This is a genomic window from Halomonas sp. AOP27-A1-41 (assembly GCF_052378605.1).
GTDB lineage: Bacteria > Pseudomonadota > Gammaproteobacteria > Pseudomonadales > Halomonadaceae > Vreelandella > Vreelandella citrativorans.
In genome coordinates this window covers 17,858-29,871 of the sequence record NZ_JBQSXT010000025.1, presented here as the reverse complement: position 1 = coordinate 29,871, position 12,014 = coordinate 17,858, and the positions used below count along the sequence as shown (strand labels likewise).

12 protein-coding genes are annotated in these 12,014 nt (G+C 56.3%); 7 read left to right on the top strand and 5 right to left on the bottom strand.

The genetic code is table 11. From position 1 onward, the window contains the following. Nucleotides 1–122: 122 nt before the first annotated feature. The 3 genes from ACT3TC_RS14680 to edd are packed head-to-tail and all read right to left on the bottom strand — an operon-like array spanning nt 123 to nt 3,949. On the bottom strand, nt 123–1,085 hold the full coding sequence (locus ACT3TC_RS14680) for a carbohydrate kinase family protein (protein WP_444640567.1): 963 nt from the start codon (nt 1,083–1,085) through the stop codon (nt 123–125). A 41-nt stretch (nt 1,086–1,126) separates the two neighbouring features. Next, nucleotides 1,127–2,041 carry a glucokinase gene (glk, locus tag ACT3TC_RS14675; RefSeq protein WP_444640565.1) on the bottom strand — a complete coding sequence of 305 codons (915 nt, stop codon included), beginning with the start codon at nt 2,039–2,041 and terminating at the stop codon, nt 1,127–1,129. A gap of 15 nt (nt 2,042–2,056) precedes the next feature. Next, nucleotides 2,057–3,949 carry a phosphogluconate dehydratase gene (gene edd, locus ACT3TC_RS14670; protein WP_444640563.1) on the bottom strand — a complete coding sequence of 631 codons (1,893 nt, stop codon included), beginning with the start codon at nt 3,947–3,949 and terminating at the stop codon, nt 2,057–2,059. Nucleotides 3,950–4,365: 416 nt separating this feature from the next. On the opposite strand from edd, the gene cobT reads away from it, so the two are divergent. The 7 genes from cobT to ACT3TC_RS14635 are packed head-to-tail and all read left to right on the top strand — an operon-like array spanning nt 4,366 to nt 9,752. Next, nucleotides 4,366–5,412, top strand: coding sequence for a nicotinate-nucleotide--dimethylbenzimidazole phosphoribosyltransferase (gene cobT, locus ACT3TC_RS14665; protein ID WP_444640561.1), 1,047 nt, complete (start codon nt 4,366–4,368; stop codon nt 5,410–5,412). Next, nucleotides 5,409–6,374, top strand: coding sequence for an adenosylcobinamide-phosphate synthase CbiB (gene cbiB, locus ACT3TC_RS14660; protein WP_444640559.1), 966 nt, complete (start codon nt 5,409–5,411; stop codon nt 6,372–6,374). The genes cobT and cbiB overlap by 4 nt, the downstream gene beginning before the upstream one ends. Then, nucleotides 6,371–7,492, top strand: coding sequence for a threonine-phosphate decarboxylase CobD (gene cobD, locus ACT3TC_RS14655; RefSeq protein ID WP_444640557.1), 1,122 nt, complete (start codon nt 6,371–6,373; stop codon nt 7,490–7,492). Before cbiB ends, cobD begins: the two co-directional genes overlap by 4 nt. Further along, nucleotides 7,476–8,012 (top strand): bifunctional adenosylcobinamide kinase/adenosylcobinamide-phosphate guanylyltransferase, encoded by a 537-nt coding sequence (locus ACT3TC_RS14650; protein WP_444640555.1) that lies wholly within the window; start codon nt 7,476–7,478, stop codon nt 8,010–8,012. The genes cobD and ACT3TC_RS14650 overlap by 17 nt, the downstream gene beginning before the upstream one ends. Then, nucleotides 8,009–8,779, top strand: a complete 771-nt coding sequence (locus ACT3TC_RS14645; RefSeq protein WP_444640553.1) for an adenosylcobinamide-GDP ribazoletransferase — start codon at nt 8,009–8,011, stop codon at nt 8,777–8,779. Before ACT3TC_RS14650 ends, ACT3TC_RS14645 begins: the two co-directional genes overlap by 4 nt. After that, nucleotides 8,716–9,369: a histidine phosphatase family protein gene (locus tag ACT3TC_RS14640; protein ID WP_444640551.1), complete on the top strand. Its 654-nt coding sequence runs from the start codon at nt 8,716–8,718 to the stop codon at nt 9,367–9,369. Before ACT3TC_RS14645 ends, ACT3TC_RS14640 begins: the two co-directional genes overlap by 64 nt. Then, nucleotides 9,321–9,752 carry a bifunctional adenosylcobinamide kinase/adenosylcobinamide-phosphate guanylyltransferase gene (locus ACT3TC_RS14635; protein ID WP_444640549.1) on the top strand — a complete coding sequence of 144 codons (432 nt, stop codon included), beginning with the start codon at nt 9,321–9,323 and terminating at the stop codon, nt 9,750–9,752. The genes ACT3TC_RS14640 and ACT3TC_RS14635 overlap by 49 nt, the downstream gene beginning before the upstream one ends. A 54-nt stretch (nt 9,753–9,806) precedes the next feature. Here the strand turns inward: ACT3TC_RS14635 and ACT3TC_RS14630 are convergent, their stop codons facing one another. Both ACT3TC_RS14630 and ACT3TC_RS14625 read right to left on the bottom strand, forming a co-directional pair. Then, nucleotides 9,807–10,571: an ABC transporter ATP-binding protein gene (locus ACT3TC_RS14630; RefSeq protein WP_444640547.1), complete on the bottom strand. Its 765-nt coding sequence runs from the start codon at nt 10,569–10,571 to the stop codon at nt 9,807–9,809. Next, nucleotides 10,568–11,623, bottom strand: coding sequence for a FecCD family ABC transporter permease (locus ACT3TC_RS14625; RefSeq protein WP_444640545.1), 1,056 nt, complete (start codon nt 11,621–11,623; stop codon nt 10,568–10,570). Before ACT3TC_RS14625 ends, ACT3TC_RS14630 begins: the two co-directional genes overlap by 4 nt. Nucleotides 11,624–12,014 lie beyond the last annotated feature (391 nt).

The window sequence follows — 12,014 nt, the reverse complement described above, 5'->3', positions numbered from 1 at the left end:
GCGTGAGCATATTAAATGTCAGACATTTTAACAACCAGACGAAAGTTGGTTTTAGGGGGGCCTTTTTTAAAAGGACTGTTTGTAAAGTACCGTTTTAAAAGGACGAGTCTTGGAAATCGCTTTTAACGCGCCCGTAGTGCGGCAATATCATCCTGAGTGGGTAGCGCGGCGTACGCGCCAGGCCGAGTAATGGCATGAGCCCCGCAGCGGCAGGCAGTCTCCACGGCAGCGCTTAAGAAGGCGTTATCCTCGTGCCAACCTGGGGCAATACCGTGGCGAGAAAGCTCTGCCAGCAGGCCACCAATAAACGCATCGCCACCCGCTGTCGTGTCCACCGCTTGTACACTGGGCGGCGCAATGTGCTGTGCCATGGCAGCACTTTTAAGCACCACATCGTTAGGGCCGTCAGTAATCAAAATGACGTTGACGCCTGCGGCCAAACGCTGGTTAAGCCAGGTGTCCTGGGACTGCTCGCCGCGCAGGTAATCCAGCTCCTCAAGCGATATCTTGAGCAGCTCGGCAGTGTCTAAAAGCTGCATCACCAGGCCAATATCGGCGGCGGCATCTGCCCACAAATTATGTCGCAGATTGGCGTCAACGCTCACCAGACAGCCAGACTGCTTGGCCATGTTTGCCAAGGCGAGGGTGGTTTCGGCAATGTCAGGATCGGTTAGGCTATTGCTGCACAGATGCACGATGGCTGGCGTTTCAAATACTCCTTGGGGCAAATGGTGAATGCGATAGAGCAGGTCAGCGGCCGGTGGGCGGTAGAAGTCAAAGGTGCGTTCGCCGAGGGCATCTCGGGAGACAAACGCGAGTGCCGTACGGGCCATTTTAGTCCGCATAACGCCATCGGTATTAACACCGTGGCTATTCAGTTCCCGAATCAAAAAATGGCCAAATGTGTCATCGCCGACCATACCTAAAAAGTGACTAGGCACCCCAAGCCGAGCACAAGCGACGGCAACATTAGCGGGCGCACCGCCAGCATAAGGAGTAAAGGTTTCCTGGCGGTCGTTAGCATCGCCTAAGCGACTTGAAAGCATATCCACCAGCGCTTCGCCAAACGCAATAACAGAAATCATGGGTTGTCCTTGTTGTTTTGAGGTTGCTGCCGCCCTGCGCGTTAAAACACTTCTTCGTTATGTAGCGCTTCGGCAGCGCCTAGCAGGCCTGTCCATGGGTGAGTAACGACCCAGATAGGAATATCCGCATTATAGGTGTGCATACGCCCTTTATTGATAAAGGCCGTATGTAGCTCGCTGTTGGGCAGCCAGTCCAGTAGGCGTGGAACAATACCGCCACATAGATAAACGCCCCCACGAGCGCCCATCGTCAGTGTTGCGTCGCCACACACATCCCCCAGGATTTTTAGAAACCGCAGCAGCGTGCGGCTGGCTATTTCATCACCCTGCTGGGCAGCCTGAGTCACCTCGGCAGCAGTGGTAAACGCTGGCGCTATGCCCTCAAGGGCGCAGTCAGCCGTATACAGGTCAACAATGCCCTGGCCACACAATAGGCGCTCTACGCTGACGCGCGGGTAGTGCTTGTGTAGCTCATCCAGCAGTTCACGCTCTCGAATATCGGTGGGGGCAAACGTAACATGGCCGCCTTCGGTGGGCAGCGGAATCCATGCGTGCAGGCCAGGGAAAACGCCCGCCACGCCCAGCCCCGTGCCCGGGCCAATTACCAGGTGCGCTGCATGTGCTTGAGGCGTGCCGGGCTTCACTTCCACCAGGTCGTGATCTGGCACGTGGGGGATGCCCAATGCCTGAGCGGTGAAATCATTAATAACTTTAAACAGCGAAAGGTTCAGCGTCTGCTGAACCTCGCTTTTTAAAAACTGCCAGTGGTTGTTGGTCATTTTGACCTGCTCGGCATGCACCGGGCAGGCAAACGCTAAGCAGGCCTCAGTAGGCGCGTTACTGCCGGTCGCGCCCACTTGGCTCAAATAGTCCTGGGCGGCTTCCACCACCCCCGGGTAGTCGGCGCAGGGTAGGTTGAGAATGTGTTGGGGCGTTTTCTCCCCCGATGTCGCCAATGAGAGCAGGTCGGCTCATTGGTCCTCCTGCTCTATTTTTTCCAGCTCTCGGGAAAGAACGTCAGCTTCAAAGCCGCCAAACACGCCTGCGCCTGCTTCGGCTTTGGTGGCCAAGTGGCGGAAGCCACCGAAAAGCTCGCGACCCATACCAAAGTGGTTCTGCTCAAGATTGGCCTGCGCGCACGGTCTGGCATCAAACGTGGCGGCATCCATCAGTACGTTAAGTTCGCCGGTTTCGGCATCCAAGCGCACAATGTCACCATCCTGCAGTTTGGATAGAGGGCCGCGGTCAATGGCTTCAGGCGTGACATGGATAGCGGCAGGCACTTTGCCTGAAGCGCCCGACATACGGCCGTCGGTCACCAAGGCCACTTTAAAGCCACGGTCTTGTAACACGCCTAAAAACGGCGTGAGCTTGTGCAGTTCGGGCATGCCATTGGCTTTAGGGCCCTGGAAGCGCACCACTACGATGACATCGCGATCCAACTGACCCGATTCAAACGCCGCTTTTACCTGGTTTTGATCATCAAATAGCTGAACAGGCGCCTCAACGATGCGGTGTGCCTGCTTCACTGCGGAAATTTTAATCACGCCGCGGCCCAGATTGCCGTCGAGTACGGTAAGTCCGCCAGTTGGCGAGAAAGGATTGCTGACCGGACGGAGTACCTCTGAATCGAGGCTGGATTCAGGGCCTTCGCGCCAAGTGAGTTTGCCATCTTCAAGGAAAGGCTCTTGCGTGTAGGCGGTCATGTCCGTACCAAAAACGGTAGGAATGTCTCCATGCATAAGACCCGCTTGGAGCAATTCACGAATCAGCAGACTCATACCGCCCGCCGCCTGGAAGTGGTTAACATCCGCCTGGCCGTTGGGGTAAATGCGGGTCATGCTGGGTACCACAGCGGAAAGCTCGGTGAAGTCGTCCCAGTTAATGGTAATGCCCGCCGCGGCTGCCATGGCCACCAGGTGCAGCGTGTGGTTGGTTGAGCCGCCGGAGGCCAGTAGGCCGACAATTGCGTTAACAATTGCTCGCTCATCAATTTGCTTATAGAACGGGCGGTAGTTGCCGCTTTGTTCGGTATTGCGAATGGCCTGTTCAGTGGCGTAGCGGGTGAGCGCTTCACGCAGCGGGGTGCCGGGGTTAACAAAGGAGGCACCGGGCAGATGGAGCCCCATCATTTCCATCATTAACTGGTTGGAATTGGCGGTACCGTAAAACGTGCAGGTGCCAGGGCTATGATAGGACTGGGATTCGGATTCCAGCAGCTCGTCTCGGCCAACCTTGCCCTCCGCATAAAGCTGGCGAACGCGGGCTTTTTCGTCATTAGGAAGGCCGGTGGTCATGGGGCCGCCAGGCACAAACATGGCCGGTAGATGGCCAAAGCGTGCGGCGCCAATAAATAGCCCCGGCACAATTTTATCGCAGATACCCAAGTACAGCGTTGCATCAAACATGTTGTGAGAAAGTGCGACCGCCGTCGCCATGGCAATCACATCGCGGGAGAACAGCGACAGCTCCATGCCGGGCTGCCCTTGGGTCACGCCGTCGCACATGGCGGGTACGCCGCCTGCGAACTGGGCGGTTGAGCCCATGCCCCGCGCGGCTTCTTTAATAACCGCAGGGTAGTCTTCAAAAGGCCGGTGAGCAGAAAGCATATCGTTATAGGACGATACGATGCCCACGTTGGCGCTATTGGTTAGCTTGAGTCGGCCCTTGTCGACAGGCACATCGCAGCCGGCAAAGCCGTGCGCCAGATTCCCGCAGGAAAGCTCGCCACGATGAACGCCTTGCTTATGTTGGTCCGCCATATGCGCTTCGTAGAGCGCACGCCGCTGCCGAGAACGTTCACGGATACGTTGAGTAACCTTGGCAACGGTAGGGTTTAACGTAGCAGGTGTTGGGCTCGGCATAATGACCTCTGCATGATAGAAACGGCACGGTTTGTGTAGTTATTTTACATATTTTTATACTATTTAAAGTAAATAAATAATAAAACAGGTTATTCATTTGGTTTTATTACTATATCCAAGGTCTTGCGTCTTTTGCTTCCTTGCCTCCATGCAACGCTCAAGCCGCTCAGAGGCTTATAGACACAAGCCTAGTATAATTCAATTGCCTCTATCGAGTTCCGCCTGCCAGGCTGGATGGGCGGCTCCATCATTATTGAGCTGGCGCACAACCCTTCCTGGATGACTGGCTGCTCATCGTTACTGTTAGCGGTTAAAAAGCCGGATGCGCGGCGATGAAAGAGCAACGTTAAAGCCCCAACGTTTGTTACTATTTAAGGCTTAACTGTCTGTTTTCTTTTACGCTACTGGAGCCCGCTATGCATTCCCTTATTGCCCAGATACAACCTGTTGATTACGCTGCTGGTGATAGGGCAAGGGCGTATCTGGACACGCTGACCAAGCCGCCTGGAAGCCTTGGGATGCTAGAGCAGTTGGCGATTCAGCTTAGCGAAATTAGCGGTGAACGTGCGCCTACTCTTACGCCGCCTGGGGTCGTGGTGTTTGCCGCGGACCATGGCGTTGTCGCCGAAGGCGTTTCTGCCTTTCCCCAAGCGGTTACGGCACAGATGGTCGCCAATTTCGCCAGCGGAGGTGCGGCAATCAACGTGTTTGCCCGGCAGGTGAACGCCAGGCTTGAAATCGTCGATGTGGGGGTCGTAAGCGATATTGATATGCCGGGCGTGGTCGTCAATAAGATACGTCGCGCCTCGGGAAATATTGCTATTGAAAATGCCATGCTCCCTGAGCAAGCCCAAGCAGCAATTGAGGCAGGCATTAATGCCGTGACGCGCGCTCACCAGGCGGGTTGTCGTAGTGTGATAGTAGGCGAGATGGGCATTGCCAACACCACCGCAAGTAGCGCCATGTTAGCGGCCTTGACCGGTACGCCGGTGGCTCAGGTGGTGGGCGCAGGCACAGGGCTTAACAGCCAGCAGCAAACCCATAAGGTGAATGTTATTGAACGGGCGCTTGCGGCGCGGCATTTTGAGGCGGATCAACCGCTAAGCGTACTGACCGCCTTGGGTGGGCTTGAAATAGCCGCGATGGTCGGCGCCTATTTGGCTGCAGCCGCTTATCGCCTGCCCGTCATTGTCGATGGTTTTATTGCGAGCGTGGCCGCACTGACTGCCTGCCGAATTTGCCCCGCTGTAAGCGGCTATCTTGTATTCGGTCATCGCTCTGAAGAGCCAGGCCACGGGGTAGCGCTGGAAGCGCTTGAGGCAACACCGTTACTCGCGCTGGGCATGCGCTTGGGGGAAGGCAGCGGTGCCGCGCTGGCTTTTCCTTTGCTCCAGGCGGCTACCGCCATGATGGCTGAAATGGCGACGTTTACCTCCGCCGGTATCGCGGATAAAACAGCGTGACCCTGCTACTGCTTATTACCCTCGCTATCGGGTTGGATTTACTACTAGGCGACCCTCGCTCGTTGCCGCACCCGGTCGTTTTCATTGGCCGCATGATCAGCTTTTTAGAAAAGAGCTGGAATCGAGGCGCTGATTCACAGCGAAAGCGCCGAGGATTTCTACTCGCTGCAACCGTCGTCATTAGCGTATGGGGCGTAAGCTGGTCAGTGCTTGCGCTGTTAACGGCGATTAACGTTTGGCTTGGGTTAGCTGCGGAGCTCTGGCTGCTGGCTACAACGCTTGCCATTAAAGGGCTGGCGGATGCAGGTCGCGCCGTCGCGGTACCGCTGGCTAACGGCGATTTGCCGGGCGCACGCCAAGCACTTTCCATGATTGTAGGGCGCGATACGGCAGCGCTCGATGAAGCTGAAATCACTCGGGCGACGGTGGAAACCGTGGCTGAAAATACCGTGGATGGTATTACCGCACCGCTGTTTTTTGCCGTGATAGGCGGGGCGCCGTTAGCTTTGGCGTATAAGGCGATTAATACGCTGGACTCCATGGTTGGGTACCGTAACGAGCGCTTTGAGAATTTTGGCTTTGCCTCGGCCAAACTGGACGATATAGCCAACTGGTTGCCTGCCCGAATCACCGCGTGTTGCCTTTGGTTAGGCGGCATTTTATTGGCCTTGGTGGCCAATAAGCCGCTACGCTGGCGAGGCGCGCTACGTGCCACTTGCCAAGAGGCCCCGCGTCACCCAAGCCCCAATGCCGGTTGGCCAGAGGCCATGGTTGCCAGGCTATTGGGTGTGCAGCTGGGTGGGCTTAATACCTATCAAGGCGCTATTTCTCGGCGCGCAACGCTTGGCGAGCCTCTGGCGCCACTAAACGTGACGCACATCGGGGCGACCATTCAACTAATGCATGTAGGGTGGCTGCTGTTTATGGGGCTGATGGGGTTGCTATGGGTGGGGGTAAGGTGAGCTATAAAGCAGATCAGTGCGCCTCTCACTGGCCAGGCCATGGTGGCCAGCCAGCCGCACTTTTGAAGCGCTTTGGGCTACCCGATGCGCACCCGATAGAAGACTTTAGTGCCAACCTTAATCCGCTTGGCCCGCCTGAGTGGGTGGCAAACGCGCTCACTACGTCGATTGCGTCGCTTGCCCATTATCCGGCACCTGATTATCGCGTGGCTCGAGAGGCGATAGCCGCCTACCACGGCGTTACGCCCGAGCAGGTACTGCTGACCAACGGGGGCGCCGAGGCGATTTTTTTAGCGGCAGCCCGGTATGCGGGCAAGCGCGCCGCCATCGTGACGCCTGGCTTTGGAGAGTATGCGCGCGCCTGCCGCGCACACCGTTTGTCAATTACTTATATTGCGTTATCCGCTCCAACGTTTGAGCTTGATCTCGACGCATTAATGGCATCACTAAAAGGCATCAGCGTACTATTTTTATGCCGCCCCAATAACCCTACCGCTACGTTGATTCCACTGAGTACCATGCAGGAGTTATTGGCCCGCACGGCAGCGATAGGTTGCGATGTGGTGGTTGATGAAGCGTTTGTTGATATGACCGTGGAGGAGGGGGAGAGAGCGTCGTTAACGCCCCTGTTGACCGAGTATCCGCATTTACTACTGCTACGCTCAATGACCAAGTTTTATACGTTGCCGGGGTTACGCGTAGGCTACGTGCTGGCGTCTTCGGTGGTCATCCAAACGCTGGCGGTGCATCAACCTCCCTGGAGCGTAAATCAGATGGCGGCTGCGTTGGTGGCGCCGCTTCTTCGGGATGCGGTGTTTGCTGAGCAAACTCGCAGCTGGCTAAGCCAGCAGCATCCGCTGATGGCGGCATCTCTGCCTACAAAAGGACTTGATGTCGTCACCAGCACGACGAATTTTTTTCTGGTAAGGCCTAATAACACTTTGCGTGAAAGGGGGCTTACCAGTAACGTACTTTTTGAGCATCTGTTGCGAAACGGCATACTGGTTCGTCATACGCATAACTTTGCAGGTCTGGACGGCGATTGGGTGCGCATTGCCCTGCGTGGCGCAACAGCGAACCAACGATTACTAAAGGTACTGAATGATTGTCTTTGTTAGTGGCGGCGCTCGCTCGGGGAAAAGCGCAGTGGCCGAGCAGCAGGTAATAAAAGCCGCCAAGGGGAGCAGTTGCTACTACATTGCTACTGCGGAGGTTTATGACGCAGAGATGGCGGCGCGAGTGGCACGCCATCAAAGTACACGGGATACGCGTTGGATCACGATAGAGGCGCCCATTGCCATTGACCAGGCGATCGCACAAGTGCCCGATGGCGCCGCTGTATTGTTGGACTGCCTGACACTCTGGGCCAGTCAGGTGCGTTACGCGGGTGGTTTAACTGACTCCCAAGGCAAGGCGCTGTTAGCTAAGAGCGTACAAGATGCGCGCTCGCGAGGCATTCACCTGGTGCTGGTGTCCAACGACCTCAATGAGGATCTGCCTTCACCTGATAAAGAGCTCTGGAGTTTCCTGACATTTTTACAGTCACTGCATTGCTGGCTGGCGGCTGAGGCAAACTCGGTGCTTGAAGTGGTGGCTGGGCATGCCATTGAGTGGAAACCCAAGAGTGACCCTTCATGAAAAATGCTTTTTATGGTGGTGCGCTTGCCCTGCAGTTCTTAACTCGCTTACCGGTACCGATTGCTTGCCCTTGGACACCTAAAACCCGCCGCTGGGCTATCCGTGCCTATCCCCTGGTGGGGGTGTTGTTGGGTGGTTTGTTAGCGCTGCTGGCACTGTTGCTTCAAAACGCACCCACGGCAATTGCCGCACTTGCGCTGCTCAGCCTATGGGTGGGCTTGAGCGGTGGCTTGCACCTGGATGGGGTAATGGATTTAGCCGATGCACTGGGCAGCAACCAACCGCTGGCGCGCCGCTGGGAAATCATGAAAGACCCCCAAATTGGCAGTTTCGGCATCCTGGCGCTGCTTTTTTTGCTTGCCTGGAAAGGCGTCCTGCTTTGGGCATTGCTGCAATACGACGCCCCGCTCTGGTGGTTGGTGGTACTCCCCGCGCTGGGGCGGTGGGGGGGCGCGATGCTACTGGTGTTCACGCCATGTGCTCAACAAACAGGGCTGGCCTGGGCCTGGAAACAGTCGCTTGGCCTGCGTGATGTACTGCTGGCGCTGGTACCTTTGCTGCTGCTCGCGCTTTTTTGGCCGGGCATTATGGCAATGTGTCTTGCGACGGGCTTATTTGTAGTCGCCAGCCGATGGGCGCTGATGACACTGTTCCAGGGTATTAATGGTGATATGGTGGGCGCGACGATAGAAGGGGGTGAGTTGTGGCTGATGGGGTTAATGTTGAGCTGGTGGTGGTACGCCATGGCATCACCGCCTGGAATGTAGAGCGCCGCTATCAGGGACAGCGCGATATTCCGTTGTTATTTCCTGATGCTGAAGAGGGGCTTTTAGCACTTCGCGAAGCGCTAGCAAGCGAGCGTTTTGACGCGATCTATTCAAGTGACCTTCACCGCTGTCAACAAACGCTTGAATGGATTCAAGCGGCCAAACCGGGGGTGCCGCTACGTTTGGAGCCACGCCTACAAGAACTCAATTTTGGCGATTATGAAGGCAAGGTTTACGATGAACTTAAGGACTTGCCGCATTATCGTGCTTGGGTGGATAGCGTCGGCGAGCTACAGATCCCAGGTGGCGAGTCCGCGGCTCAGCTACGTGAGCGCTTGGCGCTTTGGCTTGCCGATGTAGCGAAAGATGCCTTGGCGCATGGGTATCACAAGATTCTGGTCGTGACGCATGGCGGCGTTATCCGCGAGCTTCGCCGCCGTTTTGAAACGATTGAGTTTTGGGATGGCGCGGTGACCCAGGCCCAGGGAAGACGCTGGCAATTGACGTATCACCCCGGCGATTGTGAAAAAGGAGAGTGGCTATGCAACTATTCATCGGCGGTGCCTGTGCCGGTAAGCGAAGCCTTGTAAAAACACGTTTTCCAAGTGCTGTCTGGTGGCGATTAGCGCCTGGGCAGCGCTTACGTGAGTGCGCCGGGATAATGCTGCCCAGCACACCATTAATACTGCATGGCGTACTGGAATGGCTCTCAGCCTCCATGGACTCCGATGCAGGAAGCGATGGCTGGCGGTCACAATGGTGCGATGATTTAAACGAGCTTCTGCAATCTGCCAAGACGCAGCAAACAGCGCTGGTTATTATCGCCAGCGATATCGGCCGAGGCGTTGTGCCCATCGAGCGTCATCAACGCCGCCTGCGTGATTTAAACGGCTGGTTTAGCCAAGACGTAGCGGAACGTGCTGAGCACGTTTGGTATGTGCGCCATGGGTTGGTTATGCCGATGCCAGCATAGAATTAGTGCTGTTTTATTGTCTGGCGTGTACGCAGAGAGTGGCTGGCATGCCTTTTAAACCGCGCTTCTAAAACGCATGATCCGTTTGCCGTCAATGGGATCATCCAGCACGTGGGCGTGCACGCCGAACGTCTCTTGTAAGCACTGGGCGGTTAGCACGTCATGTGGTTGGCCGCTGACGATCAGTCGTCCGCCATCCATCACGCCAATGCGGTCGCACTCCATGGCCTGGTTAAGGTCGTGCAGGGTGATCACAACGGTAATCGGCAACTGCCTGACCAGCTCAAGAATGGAGAGCTGATGGCGGATATCCAAATGGTTGGTGGGCTCGTCCAGCAGGAGAATTTTGGGTTGCTGGGCCAGTGCCCGGGCAATATGAACGCGCTGGCGCTCACCGCCCGAAAGGGTATGCCAGAGGCGGTCCGCCATGTGCGCCATATCCACGTCATCCAGTGCCTGGCCGACAATCGCATCATCCTCGGCGGACCAGGGGCGAAGCGCAGTGAGAAACGGCGTACGTCCCAGTGCAACCACCTGACGCACATGAATTCTATCGGTGGTTTCCGCCTGCTGTTCAACCATCGCGATAGACTGCGCAATATGGCGTTGGCGCATTTTGGCGATCGGCTGACCGCCCATGTGTACATGACCTGTTTTGGGTTTGTTTAAACCTGCCAGCAGGCGAAGCAGCGTGGTCTTGCCGGAGCCGTTGGGGCCAATCAAGCCAAAGGTTTGGCCGGGCGCAACGTCCAGGCAAACGTCCTTTAAAAGCGTGCGTCCATGCACGCTCCAGCCCAGCTGTTCAGCGGTTAATTTCATCGGTTCCTCGTGCCGCGAACAAGAATCAACGCAAAAGCTGGCGCGCCGATCAGCGAGGTAATAACCCCAATGGGCAGGACCTGGCCGGGCACCAGAACGCGCGAAAGAATATCCGAGCCAATCAAAAACACGGCGCCAGCAAGTGCCGAAGCGGGCACCAGGCGCGTGTGCTGGGTGCCCACGATAAAACGCATGGCATGCGGAATGACCAAACCGACAAAGCCAATAGCGCCCACCATCGACACCATAATGGCTGTCACCAGCGCTACCGCAATAATTAACAGCCCTCGTGTTGGGCGCACGGCGATGCCCATGGACGCCGCGCTGTCGGCGCCGAAGGTAAAGGCATCCAGTGCGCGGCGGTGCCAAAGGCAAATCAGCAAGCCGCCCAAGGCGGCAGGTAAAGCGATCACGACATCGCTCCAGCGCACACCGGAAAGATTGCCCAGTAGCCAGAACATGATGCCGCGAGCCTGCTCGGCACTGGCCGACTTGGTAATGATGAAGGCGGTCAGCGCATTAAACAGTTGAGAGCCTGCAATGCCCGCCAGAATAATAGCCCCGGCGGCTTGGGTGCTGCGCCCGCCGCCAGTCCCGCTGCTGGCTGCATGGGCAAGCAGTACCACCAGGCCAAAGGCAAGTACTGCCCCGGCAAACGCTCCGGCAGATAAAGTGAAAGCACCCGCACCAAGCCCTGCTACGGTAACGGCTACGGCACCGGTTGAGGCGCCTGCAGAAATACCCATCAAGTACGGGTCCGCCAAGGGGTTACGCAGCAACGCTTGAAGCACCACTCCGGCCAGCGCCAGCGCGGCGCCACAACACGCAGCCACAATGGCGCGGCTTAAGCGGTAGTTCCAGATAATACCGGCATCAATGCGATCAACGGCGTAGTTAGCGCCCAGAAGATGGTTAGCCAATACCTTGAGAATCGTATCCACAGGAATCGAGGTTTCACCAATTGCCGTACCGGCGAGCAGTGCTACCAGCAATACCAGGGGGGCAAGCCAAAACCAGTGCGCCTGAGCGCGCAGTGCTTGGGTACTTTGCATCGCAACCGCTTTCATAGCGTAAACGAGGTAGCAGGTAGGGCGGGGAAGGGCTTCATGGGATGGTGTTCCGGGTGCCGATGGATATAAAACTCGACAGACTGCCGAAGACGTGACGATAAAGCACGAAAAACCTTTGCGATTGATGACTTGCTTAAGCGGGGAGGTGGCTACACCCTGGTGCCATCCTCTATAATGCGCGGTTATTGTAGTCATTTTATCGGCGTTTGGCTCTATCGTTATTCTCTTGTCAGTGATGAATAACTTTCACGTGTGTTGCAGTGTCCATGCGTCGCTTAATGTATTAGGTTTACCCGCTTGTAAAGTAGGCGCTTTACTCGCTTGTTAGGGCGCTGAGTAGCCCAATATCTTCTTGTTAAATCAAGTTAATGTT

Bases quoted from the DNA above. Each gene is read 5' to 3' on its own strand.
- ACT3TC_RS14680 (WP_444640567.1), bottom strand. From the start codon at position 1,085: ATGATTTCTGTTATTGCGTTTGGCGAAGCGCTGGTGGATATGCTTTCA.
- edd (WP_444640563.1), bottom strand. From the start codon at position 3,949: ATGCCGAGCCCAACACCTGCTACGTTAAACCCTACCGTTGCCAAGGTT.
- cobT (WP_444640561.1), top strand. From the start codon at position 4,366: ATGCATTCCCTTATTGCCCAGATACAACCTGTTGATTACGCTGCTGGT.
- ACT3TC_RS14650 (WP_444640555.1), top strand. From the start codon at position 7,476: ATGATTGTCTTTGTTAGTGGCGGCGCTCGCTCGGGGAAAAGCGCAGTG.
- ACT3TC_RS14645 (WP_444640553.1), top strand. From the start codon at position 8,009: ATGAAAAATGCTTTTTATGGTGGTGCGCTTGCCCTGCAGTTCTTAACT.
- ACT3TC_RS14635 (WP_444640549.1), top strand. From the start codon at position 9,321: ATGCAACTATTCATCGGCGGTGCCTGTGCCGGTAAGCGAAGCCTTGTA.
- ACT3TC_RS14630 (WP_444640547.1), bottom strand. From the start codon at position 10,571: ATGAAATTAACCGCTGAACAGCTGGGCTGGAGCGTGCATGGACGCACG.
- ACT3TC_RS14625 (WP_444640545.1), bottom strand. From the start codon at position 11,623: ATGCAAAGTACCCAAGCACTGCGCGCTCAGGCGCACTGGTTTTGGCTT.